The 20852-nt window shown below is 38.0% G+C and carries 16 protein-coding genes; 3 read left to right on the top strand and 13 right to left on the bottom strand.

All coding sequences use genetic code 11. The features are described 5' to 3' along the window. Positions 1 to 4 precede the first annotated feature (4 nt). Entirely contained in the window at positions 5 to 265 is a 261-nt protein-coding gene (locus tag PYV58_RS19100) for a pyocin activator PrtN family protein (RefSeq protein ID WP_034609794.1), read from the bottom strand. A gap of 142 nt (positions 266 to 407) precedes the next feature. Between PYV58_RS19100 and PYV58_RS19105 the strand changes: the two genes are divergently transcribed. Further along, positions 408 to 1283, top strand: coding sequence for a hypothetical protein (locus tag PYV58_RS19105; RefSeq protein ID WP_034609791.1), 876 nt, complete (start codon positions 408 to 410; stop codon positions 1281 to 1283). Between the two features lie 192 nt (positions 1284 to 1475). Here the strand turns inward: PYV58_RS19105 and PYV58_RS19110 are convergent, their stop codons facing one another. After that, positions 1476 to 2615 (bottom strand): tyrosine-type recombinase/integrase, encoded by a 1140-nt coding sequence (locus tag PYV58_RS19110; RefSeq protein ID WP_034609788.1) that lies wholly within the window; start codon positions 2613 to 2615, stop codon positions 1476 to 1478. A 134-nt stretch (positions 2616 to 2749) separates the two neighbouring features. On the opposite strand from PYV58_RS19110, the gene dusA reads away from it, so the two are divergent. Further along, a complete protein-coding gene (dusA, locus tag PYV58_RS19115) occupies positions 2750 to 3766 on the top strand; it encodes a tRNA dihydrouridine(20/20a) synthase DusA (RefSeq protein WP_034609785.1) in 1017 nt (338 codons plus the stop codon). A gap of 78 nt (positions 3767 to 3844) precedes the next feature. Here the strand turns inward: dusA and PYV58_RS19120 are convergent, their stop codons facing one another. From PYV58_RS19120 to PYV58_RS19135, 4 genes are all read right to left on the bottom strand, one after another. Next, entirely contained in the window at positions 3845 to 4735 is an 891-nt protein-coding gene (locus PYV58_RS19120) for a LysR family transcriptional regulator (protein WP_034610103.1), read from the bottom strand. A gap of 268 nt (positions 4736 to 5003) precedes the next feature. Further along, positions 5004 to 5513, bottom strand: a complete 510-nt coding sequence (locus tag PYV58_RS19125) for a hypothetical protein (protein ID WP_034609783.1) — start codon at positions 5511 to 5513, stop codon at positions 5004 to 5006. A gap of 65 nt (positions 5514 to 5578) precedes the next feature. Beyond that, a complete protein-coding gene (locus PYV58_RS19130) occupies positions 5579 to 6688 on the bottom strand; it encodes a DUF695 domain-containing protein (protein WP_034609781.1) in 1110 nt (369 codons plus the stop codon). Between the two features lie 99 nt (positions 6689 to 6787). After that, positions 6788 to 7549, bottom strand: coding sequence for a tRNA threonylcarbamoyladenosine dehydratase (locus PYV58_RS19135; RefSeq protein ID WP_034609779.1), 762 nt, complete (start codon positions 7547 to 7549; stop codon positions 6788 to 6790). Between the two features lie 114 nt (positions 7550 to 7663). Here PYV58_RS19135 and PYV58_RS19140 point away from each other — a divergent pair, with 114 nt between their 5' ends. Beyond that, a complete protein-coding gene (locus PYV58_RS19140) occupies positions 7664 to 8389 on the top strand; it encodes a DUF4261 domain-containing protein (protein WP_034609776.1) in 726 nt (241 codons plus the stop codon). A gap of 96 nt (positions 8390 to 8485) precedes the next feature. On the opposite strand, the gene acnA is transcribed toward PYV58_RS19140, so the two are convergent. The 7 genes from acnA to PYV58_RS19175 all read right to left on the bottom strand — a co-directional run bounded on the left by acnA (position 8486) and on the right by PYV58_RS19175 (position 20676). Next, the gene (gene acnA, locus PYV58_RS19145) at positions 8486 to 11245 is read right to left on the bottom strand and encodes an aconitate hydratase AcnA (protein WP_034610101.1); all 2760 of its coding nucleotides are present in this window, start codon (positions 11243 to 11245) and stop codon (positions 8486 to 8488) included. 113 nt (positions 11246 to 11358) lie between these two features. Then, positions 11359 to 12180: a TatD family hydrolase gene (locus PYV58_RS19150; RefSeq protein ID WP_034609774.1), complete on the bottom strand. Its 822-nt coding sequence runs from the start codon at positions 12178 to 12180 to the stop codon at positions 11359 to 11361. Continuing rightward, complete coding sequence (locus tag PYV58_RS19155) at positions 12180 to 13154, bottom strand: RsiV family protein (RefSeq protein ID WP_034609772.1); 975 nt, start codon at positions 13152 to 13154, stop codon at positions 12180 to 12182. The genes PYV58_RS19150 and PYV58_RS19155 overlap by 1 nt, the downstream gene beginning before the upstream one ends. 227 nt (positions 13155 to 13381) lie before the next feature. After that, positions 13382 to 14149, bottom strand: coding sequence for a hypothetical protein (locus PYV58_RS19160; protein ID WP_004818929.1), 768 nt, complete (start codon positions 14147 to 14149; stop codon positions 13382 to 13384). 140 nt (positions 14150 to 14289) lie between these two features. Continuing rightward, positions 14290 to 15879: a peptide chain release factor 3 gene (locus PYV58_RS19165; protein WP_004723253.1), complete on the bottom strand. Its 1590-nt coding sequence runs from the start codon at positions 15877 to 15879 to the stop codon at positions 14290 to 14292. A 326-nt stretch (positions 15880 to 16205) separates the two neighbouring features. After that, positions 16206 to 18281, bottom strand: coding sequence for an EAL domain-containing protein (locus PYV58_RS19170; RefSeq protein ID WP_034609768.1), 2076 nt, complete (start codon positions 18279 to 18281; stop codon positions 16206 to 16208). A gap of 211 nt (positions 18282 to 18492) precedes the next feature. Beyond that, entirely contained in the window at positions 18493 to 20676 is a 2184-nt protein-coding gene (locus tag PYV58_RS19175) for a carboxy terminal-processing peptidase (protein WP_004818923.1), read from the bottom strand. Positions 20677 to 20852: the final 176 nt, after the last annotated feature.

The raw sequence follows: 20852 nt of genomic DNA on the forward strand, positions 1-20852 counted from the left end.
TAATTCAAAAATTTAATGCTTTAAGCTTAGAAGCATCCAAATATTGCTCATCAAACAATTTTGCTAACTCATTGAGATGTACAAAATATGGTGCTTTTTGACTACCATCCAAACGGAAACACGTGAATGGAAATTCCTGCTGTCTTGCCCGTTCCATCATTTTTGCCTTACTTAAATGTGGATAGTAATCATTCACTACTTCGAGCAATGGTACTGCTAGCTTCTTGTACTTCATAAATAAGTAGTCAGTTGTCGAAAGGTTCATTCACTTAACTCCTATCGCCCTTCAGTGATAAGCAATAGTGTAAATTTAGAAAAACTATGAGTGAAGGAATTAGGCATGATTAAAAAAACTGGACTTTTTTCCAACTTAAGGTAATGATATTTAAAAATTTATATTTATATATATGAACCTAACTGACTTACAACGAACTGAACTCTACCTATCAGAAATTTATTTCCGAGCAATCAAAGAATTTGAGTTACATGAACTAGCATTAAAATTTAATTCTTTTAATGAAGAAAATTACTTTCGACTTATTAATTATATTGAGCAATTCAAATCAACCAAACTTACGACAAAACTGAGTGAGTTATATGATTTATTGAACGAAGGTACGGAGCTAATTTATGGAATAAAGGCTAGACCACTATCATTTTCAGAGTTAGATATGAAGGATTTTGTAGATGATTACCTACAACTCGATTCAAATTATATAAAATCAATTAATGTTGAACTACTCAAACAACCTTTTGACTCAGAAACCAAGACGTATAAAAAATATCTAAAACTTAAAAAAGAACAATTATTCCTTGAACTCATCAATACGATTTATATAGAGCAGCAACATGGTTGGAAATCTGTTTCTAATGTCGTTGAGGCCACTTACAACCGTTATATGGCTGAATTTAAGAAATTTGATGTAGCTTGGCTTAAGGATGAAATCTTAAAAAAAGAGAATTATCTTCCCCGAATTGATAGTTTATTTGTAACGAAAGAACTAGCCTGTAAGGTTGTTGGTACATTAGAAAGGAATAAGAGTTTAGATATAATGCCGTATTATGAAACAATCCCAAATTTAAGACGCATAAAATCTGAAACAATCAAAACCGAAAAGGAAATTGAATTACTGAATCAACTATTAAATACTTTGCAAAATCCCCCCCTAGATCAGAATTTATTGAAAAAGTATCTCCCGTATTATGGCGATGGTGAAGATACATCACTAAGAAAACTATTAAGTAGTAATGAACAATTTAAAAGAACCATCATTTTCAAATAAGAAGAATGATCAAATAAGCATCAAACCTTCAACCCCAAACGAGTCGTTTTTTCAATTCACCATATCTTTTAATGAGTTCACCATAACTCTTAGTCAAAAAATTACTTATAAATCGTTTAATTGAATTAATATATTGATATTAATTCAATTTAGTAATAAAAATAAATACTAGCCCAACCAAATTGTATAGTTTTACTTATCAACAGTCTTATTAATATCAACATAATTTACTACCATTTTCCTCTTCTTAATCGATACATATCTCTCTAAACTCCCCCATGAGTCATGCAGACTCACTTGCTGAATTTGAGGAATAGTAAACCCCTGTTCAGCTAACCTTGTGCATCCCTCATGTCTTAAATCATGAAACTTTAAATCTTCAATACCTAGTAATTTGCATGCATTCCGAAATTCTCCCCCTATTGTTTTAGGGCTTAAAGGAATCAAATATTCGGCAGAATATCCTCTCTTAAGCATTCTGTCCCTTATACCTGAATCCATTAAAAGGTCTATTATTTGTTTACATGGTGGTAAAACATGAAACTCTTTATGATTACCCTTCGATCCAGTTGGGTTCTTTAAATCCCTAATTTTCCATAATTGATTATGTTGATCATAATCAGACAGTTCCATTCGAGTAATCTCTGCTTCACGTCTACACGAATAAATAGCAAACCAAATGATTAAATGCATTGGATAACTGTAGCTAGCTCTAGACCACTTTTCAGAGAAATATTTAGTCAACAAATGCAGTTCTTCATTAGTTGGCAATCTGTCTCTTTTTTTACTAGCTGATATTTGACGTGTTTTTCTAAGCTGTGAAGTAGCTTTATCAAAAGCATTTAAATCAATATCGATATCCCACATAACAGTGGCATGGGATAGAACTCCTCGAATATGTAGCAATTCGTGTTGAAGTGTACTTGCGGCAATAGGACTTAATCCCAATTTGTCTACTCCAACCTTCCTTTGTGCAACATGCTCGGCAATGTGAGTTGACTTTATTTTTGTGATAATATGCTGCGCGATTGGGAACTTCTGAATAAGTTTAAGTGCGTAAGTCTTGGTTCGTCCATACTCACTTCCAACCTCAGCCAAATATCTATCTATGGCATCTGTAAGCGTTAGGTCTACTAATTTTTCTTGACCAAACAAAATTTCAGGGTTGTTTTCTATTTCAGCTTCTCGCTTAGCTATCCAGCCTGCTGCTATTTTTTTTGATCCAAAAGTTTGACTCTCTTTATAGATAGGCAAGCCTTTACGATTAATACGAATCTCAGCTCGGTAACGTATAGTGCCATTAACTAATTTTCGCTGTGCTATTGTCCCCATAAATTTACGCCCTAAACCTTCTCATGAGCATTATGGCGCAATTATGGCGTAAATCAAATTTTAAAAAGCGTAAAATAAGTTAAAATGGTTCTTAATAGTTTTAAACAAATATTGATTCAAGTTGGTGATTTTAAATGAATATTTTACAAAGCAATGATATTAAAAGAAAACCACGAATCAGTGTTGCCCCGATGATGGATTGGACAACTCGTGACTATCGTTTCTTTGCACGTTTGTTTAACCCCAATATTATCCTCTATACAGAAATGGTTACTACAGGTGCCATTATCTACGGTGGAGCAAATCGTCATTTGGACTATAACCATGAAGAACATCCAATTGTTCTACAGCTCGGTGGTTCAAATCCGAAAGATCTTGCAACTTGTAGCAAAATGGCTCAAGACTGGGGTTATGACGAAATCAATTTAAATGTGGGCTGTCCAAGTGACCGCGTACAAAACAATAAGATTGGTGCCTGCTTAATGGCAGAGCCTGATTTGGTTGCAGAATGTATTGCTGAAATGCGTAATGCAGTTGATATTCCAGTCACAGTAAAACACCGTATCGGTATAGATGACATGCAATCTTATGAAGAGATGCTACATTTTGTCGATACCGTTGCGAAAACTGGATGTGATAATTTTATCGTACATGCCCGTATTGCTCTGCTTCAAGGTTTATCACCAAAAGAAAACCGCGATGTTCCACCACTACGCTACGAAGATGTGTATCGTTTAAAACAAGAGCGTCCTGAGCTACTGATCGAGATCAATGGTGGGGTTAAAACGTTCGCTGAAACGCAAGCACATTTAAAGCATGTTGATGGGGTCATGATTGGGCGTGAGGCTTATCACAACCCTTACCTCTTGGCAGAATTAGGTCAACTTTGGAATTTAGATTTACCTGATCGCTTTGATATTATCGACCAAATGCTGCCTTATATTGCTAAACGTATGCAAGAAGGCGCACCTCTATCGATTATTACGCGCCATATTTTAGGCTTATTCCAAAACCTACCCGGTGCCCGTAAATGGCGTCAGGCTTTAAGTGGTGGTAATGCCAAAACATTTGCAGATGTTGAAAATGCCATTATCAATATTAAAGAAGCCATGAAGCGTACAGAAGATTATATTCGTGAACAGTCTGTCTGATCACGACTGAAAATTTCTACGATTCTATACAATCTTAATCTACAGCTATCTTTTCAATCAAACGATGGTCTTTAAAGATCATCGTTGAAACTGTTTGATCATGTATTCAGTACATCGCTGAATGACACCATCTGCATTTTTACTCCAGACCATCACAACATCAGACCATGCATTTTCTGCATCCAAAGCAATCAGTCTTACCTGTTTAGGTAGAATATGCCTAAATTCTTCAGGAACAATACAAATTCCAATTTCAGCAGCCACCAATTGCAATTGTGAAACTTTACGGGACTGAACCGCCGCTTTCTTTGGAGAAAAACCAGCACTTAGGCAAAGGTTTGCAACCAAGTAACTTAATCCGCCCCGTTCCGCATGTGGTGTAGAAACAAAATTTTCATGCTTTAGCTGTTGGATTTTAATACTGCGTTCTGAAGCGAGTATATGATTTTGATGTAGTGCAACGTATAAAGGTTCAGGGTAGAGCGTGGTTGTATATAACTCATCTAAGCGATTTAAAACAGGTGGGCGAATAAAACCAACATCAATATTTCCTTTCATCAGTGCAAGAATTTGGTCTTCAGATGACAAGGTATTGATCTCGAAATTAACATTGAGATGCTTTGAGGTTTGATCAAATACTTTAACTTTTTCTAAGCTCATGGTAATAGAACTTGAGTGTGCAATTTTAATGAGTCGATTTTTTCCATCTGAAATATCTTTAGCATTTTCAATAATATGATCTAAGTTCAGTAAATTATTTTTAATTTGAGCATAAAAGAACTGCCCTGCTTGAGTGAGTTTTATTTTTTTATCACTGCGGTCAAAAATTTCAAATCCTACTTCGTCCTCTAAAAGCTTGATCTGACGACTTAAAGCAGATTGAGCAATAAACAGCTTTTCAGAAGCTGCAATAAAACCACCTTCCTCCACAATTCTAATCAAATAATTAAATTGTTTGAATGTCGCCATACCCATCTCAAAATTAGATCAATCCTGCTTTTTTCTATATTAGATTAGATTGTTTAATTTCACTAGACTTTACTTAAAGCGACTTAGATCAGAGAGAAATAGCATGAGCATATCCAAACAATTACTGGTTTTTATTTGTATTATTTGCACTGTTATTTTACTCAATCTTTATGATGGTTTTATCGCAAAGCAAACAGGTAAAACGCCCCAGCAGCCTGAGTTTATTTATTTACAGGACTGATTGAGCGGAACAGATAAAGTATGTTTTTTACAAGCGCGTGCAAGATTTCACTAAAGCATACTTTTTTATATTGGTGACGCATGTTGTGGTGCTTTTTTTAAAATCATATTGGTAAGCAATATACTTACCAGCAAGCTCATCACTCACAAAGGCGTCTTTTCGAAAATGAGCACGTATAATACAGCCGTGTAAATCAGGTGCAGCATATACTTTTATACTTTCAACATATTTGCTGTGTTGTTGAATATTGACCTCCCAGCCCAGCAGTTGCTTGATCTTTTGAAACTCTTCTTGTTTGCTGATCTGTTGGATATTTTGCAAATTACAGACTTGAATTGCATCCGCTTGAGGTTGAAGGATTGACCATCCCAACAAGTTCTGTATATCACGCATTATCGTTTTAGCTTCATCCAATTGGTTGACCGCCTGAAAATGACGAACCGTTGAATAAAGATAATATCCAATTCCACCAATCAACAGGATCGCCAATATTATTATTTTAAGATCGGGGATAGGTCGATTAAAAAGCCGCTTCATTCTCTAAGCTGTCCATGTCTATGGTCTGAATGCTATAGCGCATTTCAAGCGACTTTTCAGCATAGTTAACGACCAAACTTATTTAAACAACGCCAATATTTATCTTTAAATAGGCTGACATCGATTTCAAAGTTGTTCTGATATTTTTCAACAACCTGATCTATAACTTTGGCGGGTTTTCTAAACTCTTTACAAGCAAAATACATTGTTCTTAAGTTATTACCAGTTTCTCGCCCAATATTTAAATACCCTTCAAAATCCTTTAGCTCATCTAATAATTCTTCTTCAATCGCGTTAAGCAACTCATAATCTGTTGCAGACGGCATACCACTTGAGTTCTGACCAGCATAAGGTATTTCTATCAGCAGCATCCACGGATGAGAAGCCTTTTGATCCCATGTTAAAAGGGTACTGTTTAAGATCGCCACCAAAGGCAACCCTTCATTGGTCTCCCCCTCCAAACTGATATATTCATCTTCATCAGTACTTGAGCGGGTTATTTTGTCTAAGCGAGAAATTTCACTGTTCTTTAAAATTAAAATATTCTTTAAACGATCGATAGGCATTAATTCTTTTTCAGCATCTTGTCTGAATTGTAGCGAAACTTGATCTAGCTTTGTAATCGAATCATATTCACCCAAATAATTATCCAAAAAGATATAAACCGCTTGTAAGAATTCAGCTTTTTGAGCTTCATTATATTGATCATGCACAACCACAAGATCAGTTTCATCTGGATATTCTTCATGGTCTTTTAAATAAAACGATAGCGTTTTTTGACTAAACTCATGACCATGCATACCAATACTGGTTTGCTGAATATCACTTGCGGGTTTAAGTGCGGTAAATTTCCAGCCAGGAATTTCAGGGGCTGCTGCCACCAACTCCTCTACAAATACAATATTTGCCACAACACCATCTGGCGTTAAAATCAATTCAGCTGTTTGTGGGTCAAGCATCCCGGTAAGGAAAAAAATTCCACCATGAACTTTGGCCAATTCAGGCGATAATTTATCAAAGAAATCCGCCTGAATCGTATCTTGATTTAACTCATCCACAATACGATGGAAATCCTGTTGATGCTGCTCAAACCATTGCCAAAATTCAGCATAGCGGTTTCGATTGATTTGTATTTGTTGTTCTTTCTTTCCAAATAACTTTTTGAAAAAACTCATTTTGATTGTTCTCTGTTATTGCGTTTATTTCAGATTAATTTAACTGAATTTTTATGATTTTTAAATGCATCTAAACTTTTACTTAAAAATACCAAACGCTTATTTGATCCGATCTAACTTTTTCAACACTTCTGCAACAGCGACCATCGCAAAACTAGAAGTCACCACCACTGCCGAGCCATATCCACCACAGCGCAAGCCTGCACTCGCACACACATCAGCACTGGAAAAAGGATTATCAATTGAATACACACAAGTAATGCCAAATTTTTCTTTTGGTTTCTTACAAATGCCTTTGGCGCGCAACTGACTCCGCAATTTTGCAAGCATCGGATCTTGTTCTGTTTTAGATAAATCAGCAACACGAATTTTTAAAGGATCAAGCTTACCACCTGCCCCACCCGAAACAATCAAAGGAATTTTATTAAAACGACAATGTAGCATAAGTGCAAATTTTGCTTTAACGTCATCGATGCAATCTAAAATAATATCGGGAACATTTTCTAGAATTTCTTTTACATTGTCAGGGCTGAGATAATCATCAATCAAATTGATCTTGATCCGAGGATTAATTGAACGGCAACGTTCAGCCATGACTTCAATTTTCTCATGACCTAAAGTAGAGGTCATTGCAGGCAATTGTCGGTTGATATTTGAAGCAGCCACTGAATCCATATCGACCAGTGTTAACTCGCCAATCCCTGTACGTGCTAAGGCTTCGACCGCCCATGAGCCGACCCCACCAATACCAATCACCATGACATGACTTTTTTCATAGTGATTAAATGTCTCTTCTCCATAAATTTTGGCTACGCCTGCAAAACGGCGCTCATATTCATCATTTTGGAAAAGTTCAGTCATGGTTCAAATCTAGGCTCAAAAAATCCAGCTCATTTTATCAAAAATAAGCAGTGAAAATGAAAAATTAAATTTGCAATGCTAAGATCAAACTTTACAAATATAAAAGTTCGAACAATGCAAAATTCACAACAGATTATTTTATGCATTCCTGGGGTATGGAAAAATCATCAGGAATTAGTTCATGCCATGCTTGAATGCGACACTGGGTATATTTATGCGGGGATGATCATGACATCACTGCATTCTGATCATTTTGTTGAAGTTGAAGAACATAATCATGATCCTGAAGTAAGTCGTATATTCAGATTATTCAGTATGCAACGCTTTTCAGACCATGAGCTCGATCAAATCGATCAGCACAATATGGTGCTCTACCTCATATGCAAAGGTGGTCATTTTCAAAGTGTACAAGATGCCCTTAAGCTTGGACAAGCGTTATTAAAGGCAGGTGGATTAGGTATAAAAATAGAAACAGCAGGGCTTACACATAGCAAAGAACAATGGCTCGAATTTTCTGCAACGAATTTATTGGATATTTTTAAAGCATTTATACCAGTTGTTTCTGATCAAGAATATCTTTATTCGTGCGGCATGCATCAGTTTGGAAAACCGGATGGCTGTATTTCATCTAGTGTCAATGAAGCCAGTTTCACCTTAAATCAATTTCTACTTTATATTTTAGCCGAAGATCCTGATTTTAAAAAAGGTGATACATTCAGGGCTGAAGAGGATATGGAAAAATTCAACCTTTCTAAACGCTCCTCATCTGAGTTTTTTGAAGCAGATTCACTTTATTTTAACTCTTTCGGTATATGGCAATTAAATTCGCCACTTCCTTAAAAAGCAACATCAAGTTCTCTTTTAAACGAATAAAAAAAGCCCTGCATTCTATACAGGGCTTGGAGAACTGAAATATATTGTGATTTATTGATTAGACTATGAAGCGATTAAATTACGCAGCACATAATGCAAAATACCACCTGCTTTAAAATATTCCACTTCATTCAAAGTATCAATACGGCATAACACTTTGAAACGATCTATTGAACCATCGACACGTTTAACTTCTACATCTAAACTTTCATGTGGTTGTATGTCATCAGAAAGTCCATAAATCGACAGTTGCTCATGCCCAGTTAAGTTAAGTGATTGACGAGTTTGACCATCCACAAATTGCAACGGTAAAACCCCCATACCAACCAGATTTGAACGATGGATTCGTTCAAAACTTTCAGTAATCACCGCTTTTACTCCTAAAAGATTGGTGCCTTTCGCCGCCCAGTCACGTGATGAGCCTGTACCATATTCCTTACCTGCAATGATGACCAATGGCGTACCATCTTGCTGATACTTCATCGCAGCATCGTAAATGGCTAACTTCTCATCTGTCGGGATATAGAGGGTATTGCCACCCTCTTCGCCATTGAGCATTTCATTCTTAATACGAATATTGGCAAAGGTACCTCGCATCATCACTTCATGATTACCACGACGAGATCCATAAGAGTTAAAGTCCTTTTGATCGACACCTTGTGCTTCTAGGTAACGACCTGCTGGACTGTCTTTCTTGATATTCCCCGCTGGAGAAATATGATCTGTTGTGACTGAGTCACCAAGAACGGCCAAGATATTTGCATTGAGAATATCTTTAATTGGTTTCGCGGGTTGATCAATACCGTCAAAGAACGGAGGATGACGAATATACGTTGAGTTTTCATCCCATTCATAGGTTTCAGAGTCTGGGATTTGAATTGCTTGCCATTTTTCATCACCATCAAAAACTGCCGCATATTCTTTATGGAACATCGCTGTATTAACTTTTTGCAGCACCTCATCAATCTCGATTTGACTCGGCCAAATATCTTTGAGATATACCGGTTGACCTTGCTGATCGTGCCCTAATGCTGTGCTGGTAATGTCACTACGAATGGTACCCAGTAAACCAAATGCAACCACCAAAGGCGGTGATGCAAGCCAATTGGTTTTTACTAGTGGATGTACCCGCCCTTCAAAGTTTCGGTTGCCTGAAAGTACCGATGCAACATTCAGGTCATGGCACTGAATAGCGTCTTCAATCGGTTTAGGTAAAGGTCCTGAATTACCAATACATGTGGTACAACCATAACCAACGAGGTTATAGCCCAACTGGTCCAAATAAGGTAATAACCCTGCTGCTTCTAAATAATCGGTTACCACTTTAGAGCCTGGTGCTAGAGAGCTTTTCACCCATGGCTTACGTTGAATGCCTTTTTCGATGGCTTTCTTTGCCAACAAACCCGCAGCCAACATCACACTTGGATTAGAGGTATTGGTACATGAAGTAATCGCTGAAATTACCACATCACCATCCGTCAATGGATAGCGTTTACCATCAATCACACAATGCGGCTCTTCATTTTGTAAAGCAGACTGTTTTGAATCAATTGCTGTACCTGCACCACCTTCATTGGCTAAACGTTCTTTTTCTTCACCTTTAGCTGGCTTAAGATCCAGCGCCATTAAGGCACTAAAAGTTTGTGGGATATCAGGCAATGCCACTCGATCTTGCGGACGTTTCGGGCCAGCAACACTTGCTTCAACGGTTCCCATATCCAAAGCAAGCACATCGGTAAATACAGGTTCATCCCCAGTATGACGCCATAAGCCTTGTTCTTTACAATAGGCCTCAACCAATGCAATACGGTCTTCTTTACGACCCGTTAAACGCATATAGCCTAGAGTGATTTCATCAATCGGGAAAAAGCCGCATGTTGCACCATATTCGGGTGCCATATTGGCTATGGTTGCACGGTCTGCAAGCGGTAGAAATGCCAGCCCATCACCATAAAATTCAACAAATTTACCCACCACGCCTTTTTTACGTAGCATCTGAGTAATGGTTAAAACCAAATCGGTTGCGGTAATCCCTTCACGCAATTTCCCTGTCAATTTAAAACCAATCACTTCTGGAATCAGCATTGAAATCGGTTGTCCAAGCATGGCCGCTTCGGCTTCAATTCCCCCCACACCCCAACCTAATACACCTAAACCATTGATCATTGTGGTGTGTGAATCTGTACCGACCAAGGTATCGGGAAAGGCAAATACCTCGCCATCACTTTCACCCAGCCACACTGCTTGAGCTAGGTATTCTAAATTAACTTGATGGCAAATCCCTGTTCCGGGCGGTACCACACTAAAATTATCAAAAGAAGACTGCCCCCAACGGAGGAATTGATAACGTTCTCCATTACGTTGCATCTCAATTTCGACGTTCTCATCGAAGGCATGATCTGTCCCAAAGTGATCCACCATCACAGAGTGGTCAATGACCAAATCCACTGGAGATAAAGGGTTAATTAAATTGGGATCTTTATTGGCTTTCTGTACAGCTGCACGCATCGCAGCCAAATCTACCACAGCAGGTACACCGGTAAAATCTTGCATCAAGACCCGTGCAGGGCGATATTGGATTTCTTGATCTGAAGTTTTATTCTTTTGCCAATCAACAATCGCCTGAATATCGCTTTGCCTCACGGTTTGATCATCTTCAAATCTAAGTAAATTTTCCAATAATACTTTGAGTGATTTAGGCAATTTTGAAATATCACCTAAACTCGCTTGAACCTGTTTTAAATTAAAAATTTTATATCTTGTATCCCCTACAGTTAGGTCTTGTAGAGAATTTAAACGATTGATATGACCATATTTTGCCATTGGTTGAACCTCCAGCTTGGCGTTAACTTTCTTATTGGCTACTTGGAGTACTTCTTTAAATCTAAGACAAATATTTATTTTAGGTGTTGTTGATTGGTTATTTTTATTCAAATTTACATCGCTATATGTAAGCATTCATGTGAATTTTTCCACAACATCCCTGCCAGCGTTGCCTGATCCATTGCCAAGCTTTCAGCTAAACCTGCCAAGACAAAAGGCAAGTTCACTGGTGTATTACGGGTATGCTGCTGGTCAGACGTCTGGCAACACAGTGGTGTCATATCTGGGCAATCGGTTTCTAGCACTAAATGTTCTGCACCAACCGCTTGTACAACTGCATGCAATTTTTTGGCATTTGGATTAGTGATTTGTCCTGTGACACCCAGTTTAAAGCCTAATTTAATAAAGGCTTTTGCCTCTTCTATTCCCCCACTAAAAGCATGTGCAATACCACCATGTTTAAACTGGTGCTGTTTCAACATTGCAAGCACGTCAGCATGTGACTTACGAATATGTAGAAGAATGGGTTTATCGTATTGTTGGGCAAGTTCAATTTGGGCTGAAAAAAAATCTTGTTGTTTTTGAAAAATTTCAGCTTGTTTATGCTGTTTAAGAAACGTGTCTAAGCCAATTTCACCAACCGCAATACAAGCTTCAGTTTTCAGTATATTTTCCAAAGCATTTAAATGCTCTAGACGGTGTTGTTCGATATAAAAGGGATGCAACCCCGGCGCAAGATGGCTACGAGGCGCATTATTTAGCTGATTTAAAAATTGCTGAGTGTCTATCAAATCTTGAAAGCGTTCATATAGAAACCCAATCAAAATCAAATGTTCTACACCCACCTTTTTTGCTTGATGCGCCAATTGTTCTCGATCCAGATCAAAATCAGGAACATCAAAATGCGTATGCGTATCAAACAAAGGCCAAGGCATTAGGATTTCGCTTTACCACTTGCAACAGGTGTAGAGCTGCTTGGCTGATCAACTTGCATCTCCGCTGGGAAATATTGACTTTTCAGCACGCCTTTTAACTGATCGTAAGGAATCATCAAACGCGGTAAGCCAACAACATAAGGCCCAATATCATATTCACCATATTGTAAAATCAGACCTTGTTTACCCAAATAGAAATTGTCTGATAATGTAAACTTCCACGCCTGTTCATATTCATTGACGCTTTCAGCAAGTTTTGAATCGATAACCCAAGTTTTAAATGCATCATGTGCCAATTTTTCAAATTTAGCTTTTTGATTGGCTTCAATGATTTGATCCAAGCCAACTTGTTTTTTACTCACCAAATCAAAGTTAAAATAGGTTTGCGCAGATGCCCCATGTGCACCGCCTAAATAACTACTGGTATTTAATACCACCGTCGCTAAAGGTTTATCTGAGTTTAAAATTTTAGGACTTAAACTAATCGTGATCTGGCCACTTGCCCCTAATGTTTTAAGCTCTTTATCCATCTCAAGGAATGAATTTGCATAAGGTTGCACCCGCTCTTGCAATTGCTGAACAGGGGTTTTATTGGCTTGCACCTCACTTGCTGAAGCTTGTGAAGCCGTTTGCTGCTGATCTGCATCTTTTTTTGCTTTACTCAATTGCGCGATATCCAGCATTTTATCCAGATTATCAAGAATCGCTTGATCAATCGTTTCATCAACAAAAGCCTGATTACTTTTTAGTCTTTCTATAGAAAACTCAGGGCATGTATTGCCATTACACTCAGGCAGTGTCAATTTTACTTTTTCTGTATCGCCCTGTAATAACATTGATGTATCAGGCACTTGAGATGCAGCACTTTGATCAACTGTTGGTTCTGCTTTTTTCGAGTCAGATTTTTGACATGCAGTTAACCCTAAAGTGATCACCAGAATTGAAAGCGCTAAAGTACTTTTTTGATTTAACATTTCACAAACCTATCCAACGAATCAAGCCAAGATTTTTTTAATCTCTATATTCATTAGCCTATTCTTCTCTAAACAAATCCTCAATCAAAATTTGTATGAAAATTGAAGCGTTATTGCAATACATGGCTCAAGTTTATTGATCGCTGAGTCAATTCAACAAGGACCAATGATCTTAACCGCTCTGCTTTAGAATCCCGCTAAAATTGGCAGAATGATCAGAATACTCCTTAGAACATGCGTTGATACACTTCAGGCTTGAGTATTTTTTGCGTCTGTTCTTTGCTCAAATAAATATCCAACTGGGTACCATCTTCGACAATTTCATTGGCGCGATAATGTAAGCCAACACCTTCACCATCAAAGAACCAATCGGCTTGCCCCCAATATAACTTTTTAGGCGCATTTTTTTTCACATCACTATTTTGCTTTTCCAACCATTCTGCATATTTTTCTTGGACCCAAGTATTCAGTTGGTTCTGATGTTTGGCATCAATCACATCTAAAATACTTAAGCTTTTCTTCAATTTCCGGTCAGCAACAAAAAAGTATTGTCGTTCTTTGATACTGACATCCGCTTGTAAACTATTGACTGAAACTTGCAACAAAACATACTGATTGCGTTGTGAAGCCATACGCGTTTGCATATGCAGTTCAAAGGCTTTATTTTTCGGGAATTCTTCTTGCCAAGTATCTGACTTTTTGACAAAAGCATTAATGGCCTGTTGTAAGGTCATATTCTGTTTTAAATCAATCTGTGCCTGAATCACGCTGGACTGACTATTTGCAATCCACTGATTTAACCAATTGTCTTGGGTTTTAATGGTTTGAATATCAATTTCAATGCAATTGTTCTTTTCACAAAACGGTAAGGCATAATCAGCTTTGGTTTCTTGAATATTTAAATAAGGTAAGACTTCAGCGGCTTCTTGTTTGGGTTGTAATACAGAACCATCTTTGTCCTGATCTTTTTTAGAATCACATGCAACCAAAACCATTGTACTTAAGCAAAGCACTGAAATTATTTTTTTTGAAAATTGCACTGCATAAATCCCTTTGGACAAAAAGCATTGTATTTTGATACAAAAACAGCTTCACAAGGAAGCTGTTTTTACATTTTGCAATAAGTTAGCTGAACTTAATGCTCACGTGTAGAACGGAATTGAATATCCGGATAACGCTCTTGCATTAATTGTAGATTCACTCGGCTTGGTGCGAGATAAGTTAAATGCCCACCACCATCGACAGAAAGTTGGTCATGTGCCTTTTTCTTAAATTCATTAAATTTCTTTTCATCATCACAAGAAACCCAACGCACTGTGTTGATGTTCACTGGCTCATAAATACAATCTACTTTGTATTCTTCTTTCAAACGATACGCCACCACATCAAACTGAAGTACACCTACAGCCCCAACAATCAAGTCATTGTTGATTTGCGGCATAAACACCTGAGTTGCACCTTCTTCTGAAAGCTCTTTTAAACCCTTTTGCAATTGTTTAGATTTCAATGGATCTTTTAAGCGTACACGGCGGAACATTTCAGGTGCAAAGTGTGGAATCCCCGTAAAATGAAGTTTTTCACCTGAAGTGAATGTATCACCAATCTGGATCGTACCGTGGTTATGTAAACCAATGATATCGCCAGGCCAAGCTTCTTCAAGTTGCTCACGTTCACCCGCAAGGAATGTCAATGCATCGCTGATACGCACATCTTTACCAATGCGCACATGATTCATCTTTAAACCTTTCTCATACTTACCTGAACAGATACGCATGAAGGCAATACGGTCACGGTGTTTTGGGTCCATATTGGCTTGGATTTTAAATACAAATCCACTGAAGCCTTCTTCTGTTGCTTCAACAGTACGTTCATGTGTTGGATGCGCTTTTGGTTGTGGTGCCCACTGAATAAATGCATTTAATACATGATCAACCGCAAAGTTACCTAACGCTGTACCAAACAATACTGGTGTTTGACGACCTGCTAAAAACTCCGCTGGATCTAGCGGATCATTCGCCATTTGCACCAACTCTAAAGACTCTTCAAATGAAGCAAAGGCCAGATCACCGACTTTTTCACGAATGTCTGGGTAGTCATAGCCATCACGAATTTCAATATCTGTAATGGTCGAACCAAAACCCGCTTTATATACATAAAGCTTATTTTCAATGATGTTATATACGCCAGCGAAGTCGCGCCCCATACCCAATGGCCAAGTAATCGGCACACAACGGATTTTAAGCACGTTTTCAATTTCATCAAGCAATTCTAATGGCTCACGAATTTCACGGTCCATTTTGTTGACGAAAGAAATAATCGGGGTATCGCGCATACGACACACTTCCATCAATTTGATGGTCCGTTCCTCGACCCCTTTTGCACCATCAATCACCATCAATGCTGAGTCAACGGCAGTTAAAGTACGATAAGTATCTTCAGAAAAGTCTTCATGTCCTGGTGTATCAAGTAAATTGATGACATGATTTTTATAAGGGAACTGCATGACTGAGGTGGTAATCGAAATACCACGCTCTTTTTCCATTTCCATCCAGTCAGATGTCGCAGAACGGTCTGACTTTCGACTTTTAACCATACCTGCAACTTGGATTGCTTTACCCCACAACAACAGTTTTTCTGTCATTGTGGTTTTACCAGCATCGGGGTGGGAAATAATAGCGAAGGTACGTCGCTGAGCGACTTGCGCCGCTAATTCATCTTTAAACATAAAAAATCTACAATATGTACACAGTTATGTACACATTTATAAATATGTACTTGAACTGGAAAATGGGAATTCAAAAATTGGCGATATTGTATCAGATTTAGCGTCGTTTTAACGATTGTTGCTATATCATTAAGCACTTTGATCGCACAGACATCGCAAAAATTCCAGAAAGAGGATGAGCGATACAGACGACAAGCAAATGGTTTTAAAGATCAACGTAGATCTCAATATACAGTGGCGATGGTTAAGTAAAACGCGATTATGCTCAGCTTAAACCTCATTTGAATGATCGCGGTAGGTCTTTAGCTGGCTGAATATTTTTATATCTAAGGTATGGCTTTAACCATACTATAATTGGTTTCCAAACGGTCTACAGGTAACGGCATGCCTAACAAATAACCTTGTAATTGCTGGCAACCTAAACGTTTAAGAATCTGCGCCTGCTGTTCAGTTTCAACGCCTTCTGCCGTCACCACCAGACCCAAACGAATCGCCAAATGAATAATACTTTCTAAAATGATTTGTTCTTTTGAACCTTCACACAAATTACGGATAAATTCTCGATCTATTTTTAATTCATCTACTGGTAAATCTTTTAAATACAAGAAACTCGAATGCCCCGTTCCAAAATCATCAATTGCCAGTCGGATACCTAAATTTCTTAATTTCTCAAAGGTTTGAATACTGTCATCTATATGATGCATCGCTGTAGATTCAGTAATTTCAATAATTAAATTACCATTTTTGACGTGGTATTTTTGAATCAATTTTTCTAAAGTTTCGATCAAATGTTTATGTTCAAATTGTACTGCTGAAAGATTTACGGCGATGGGACCAAAAGCATATTTTTTATCTTCCCATTCTTGAATTTGCTTACATGCTTTCTCTAAGGCCCAATAGCCCATACGAATAATCAGACCGGTTTGCTCAGCACCATCAATAAACATACTCGGGGCTAATAAGCCTAGGGTTGGATGCTTCCAACGGATTAAAGCTTCTACCCCACAAATTTGGTAGTCCGCTGTAAATTTAGGTTGATAAAATAGAATAAATTGTTGTTCTTCGACTGCTTTATATAAATCATTGATGAGTTTAGATTGACTACGGCTTTGGTGTTGTTGGTCTAAAGAACTGCTATAAACACTAAAAGTATTACGCCCCTGCTCTTTAGATTGCATCATGGCGGAGTCAGCATTGATCAATAAATCTTGTAGGTTCTGCCCATGGTCGGGGAAAAATACGATGCCAATACTGGCAGAAATATTAATTTCTTTACCTGAGATTTGAAAACCATCTTGTATTTTTTGTAAGAACAATTCGGCAATCTCTTCAGCTTCATTACGATTAGAATCTTCCAGAATCAGAATGAACTCATCTCCACCAATACGAGTGAGTCTTTGCCCATCCTTAAGTAACGGATATAAACGCTGGGCGAGTTTAACCAAAAGCTCATCACCGATATGATGACCAAATGCGTCGTTAACAGATTTAAAGCGGTCTAAATCAATATAAATAAAAGCAATTTTAGACTGTATGTCCTTATAATCTAAAAATAAAGCATCGGTGTATTCAACGAGAAATAATCGGTTTGGAAGTTTAGTCAGATTATCTTGAAGTGCTAAGTCTTCAAGCTCTTTATTGGCTTGTAATAACTGTAAACTACGTTCTTCTAATCTTCGTTCTAAAATCGCCACACAAAAAGCAGAGACAAGTATTAAACTCGCGACAAAAATAATGGTAAACAATAAAATACCTTGCCCTTCGTGTAGTTGACTTCCAAAATGATTGTCATGCACCGATGAGATCGTTGCTGCTGCCATACCAATATAATGCATTCCCACAATACTGAGTGCTATCATGATCGATACAGCAATTTTATAAAGCATCTTATGATTAAAAGAGTTCTTATATTTAAATGCGAGCCAGAAAGACAATCCTGAACCACTAATCGCGATGATGACAGAGAGCATCACCAAAATAACATCATAATCAACTTGTTGATTTGGAATATCTAGCCCCAGCATGCCGATATAGTGCATTCCAGAAATTCCCAGTCCCATCAACACGCCACCTAAAATCAACCGTACAATTGGCAAAGTCTCTTGAGTGGTCAGCCAAATCGCAAAAGTCGAAGCCATGGCCGCAATAATATAGGAGATCACAGTTAATGTTAAATCAAAGGAATAACCTTGCGGTAGATCACAAGCCAACATTCCGACAAAGTGCATTGCCCAAATGGCGAAGCCAAAAACCATGCCACTTAAACACAAGATAATTTTCTGTAGACGAGGGGTATGTTGGGTAAATATGAGTTGTTCTAATGAAATAGCTACGTAACAGATGATAACTGCAATACATGCAGAACCTATTACGAGATTACTATCATAACTCATATAACTCATAAAAATTTACTTCCAGTAATGAACCTATTTTTGTTATAAGCAACCTCTATATATACAACGCAAAATTGCGAGAAGGTTCACCTTTTTTTAAAGAACGTTCGTTTTACTTAAAATATCACTATCCTATTGAACGTCAAGTTATTTTTTGAATCGAAATAAAAAAAGCATATCCGAGATATGCTTTTTTATTTTACCTAAATAGAATTTTTAGTTATTTACTTGTTAGATGTGCCAAATCTAACAGAACATTGGCAGCCTCATTCACAAAGGTCTCTTCCTCTGGCAATGCCGGACGTTGGTTTACCTTCATTTTCGCTCTTGATTCAGCCAATGCATCCAAACTTGCTTGATAACTTTCCCAATTTGAATATGGCTTTAATCCTGTTTCAGTGCGACGCTTATTCTCCGCAGCCAATGTTCTTGCTTCAAGCGCCACCAAATCTGCTTTACGTTTATCAATATCTAAAGAGATTCGTTTTTGATCTTTGGTTTCTTGAGCAATCGCTTTACGCGTCTCTAAGTATTGGAACTGAGGATCACCCGCCGCACGAACTTTTGATTTTTCGCCAAGCTGTGCCACATACGGTTGAATTGATCCTTCACGTTTAAATGGCGCAGTTGGAATCGTATCCCATTTCAAAGCATTTTTAGCTTTACGCTCACCAAACTCTTCATCATAAATATCCACCAGTTTGATATCTGGAATCACACCTTTGTTTTGGGTGCTGCCACCAGTCACGCGGTAGAATTTACGTTGCGTTAAGGTTGCTTGACCATAAGCCAGACTATCCAATTGAACTTGCGCAGTCCCTTTACCCGTGGTCGTACTTCCTAAAATTACCGCACGATCGTAATCTTGTAAGGCAGCAGAATAAATTTCACTGGCAGAAGCCGATGCTAAGTTAACTAAAACAGCCAAAGGTCCAGCATAGGTTTGCGCACCACCGTCGGTGTCTTCAAACACGCTCACATTGCCGTTACCATCACGGATTTGAACCACTGGGCCTTCTTTAATCACTTGCCCAATCATTTTGGCAACTTCTTCTAAAGAACCACCTGGGTTATTACGCAAATCAATAATAATCCCTTCAACATTTTGTGCTGCAAGTGACTTCAATGCTTTATTGGTATCTTCTGAAACAGAACGGTATTCAGTCCCTGCACGACGTGCACGATAGTTCAGATAGAAAGATGGGATTTCTAAAACACCAAACTTATGTTTTTTACCATCACGTGTTAGCTCTACAGTACGTGAACGCACACCCGCATCTTCTTCTTGAATCACATCACGAGTAATGGTCACAACTCGTGCTTGGCTCATAGAAGCGCCCGCAGCCAACAATTTCACTGACACCTTGGTGCCACGTTTACCACGAATCAAACCGACAATTTCAGAACTTGGCCAACCAATCACATCGACCATTTTATTGCCATCTTGTGCAACACCAATAATGCGATCACCAGATTTAACCTGTCCGGTCTTACTTGCCGGCCCACCATCTACAATGGTTTCAATCTTGGTATAGTCTTCATTACCACGCTCAGGACGAATCGAAACACCAATACCTTCAAGTTGTAAGGTGGTTTGACGATTCAACTCCATAGCATCAACAGGTGGGAAGTAATTGCTGTGTGGATCGTAGGTCAAGGTCATTGCATTGAGGATACGTTCCAGTACATCATCGCTCTTGGTTCGTCCAATACGCTCTAGTTGGCGGGTATAACGCTTGGTAAGCGTTTGAACAGGTGTAAGATCTTCTGATGCTGCCAAATCCTGACCATTGGCCAATGTTGGATCATCTTTTAATGCTTTTTGTTTGGCTTGATCTTCTTGCTTGGCAATAGTGAGATTGATTAATTGCGACACCAGCATCTTACGCCAATAGTTTTGCAACTCGGCTTTGCTGGCAAAGAATTCAGCTTTCTCACGGTCGGCATCAATAAATTCATTTGGCTGATTTAAGTTCTGGGTCTTTTTAAGTTCAGCCAATTCAAATTCATAAAATTCTTTTAAACGTGCACGATAATGCGCATGAATCGCAAATGGTCCAGACAAATCGCCTGCTTTTAATTTTGCGCCGAGTGTTGCACCATATTGCTTTTTATATTGTTCAATTTCTGAAGCTAAAAATAAGGTGTGCTCTGGGTCAAGGCTATCAATATACATGTCGAGAATACGATTTGATGTATTTGCATCTAAACGCATATTCAAATAATGCTGACGGTCAATCAATGTTGCAAGTTGACGTGTCACTAAGGCTTGATCTTGTGAAGGATGAATCGATTGAGACACGTTTGTAGCATTGGTTTCCGCCATTGCCTGATTGATGGTATGGGTAAAGAATAAACCACCTGTTGCAAGTGCTATAGCGCAAGCGAGAGTTTGAATTTTCATAAATTCTTAATACTTCCTTGGGTTTTCCAATTTCTATATCGTTTTTCAATCTGAACTCAACAGTTTCAATATCTTAAACGACTTTATCTGTTTATGTTGTGTAGTTTTAGCATAATCTGTACTGAGTAAGTGTAGCAAATCATTGCAGAAATCAGGTATTGTTTCCCAGTTTATAT

It is taken from the genome of Acinetobacter sp. TAC-1 (genome assembly GCF_029025845.1).
Lineage (GTDB): Bacteria > Pseudomonadota > Gammaproteobacteria > Pseudomonadales > Moraxellaceae > Acinetobacter > Acinetobacter guillouiae.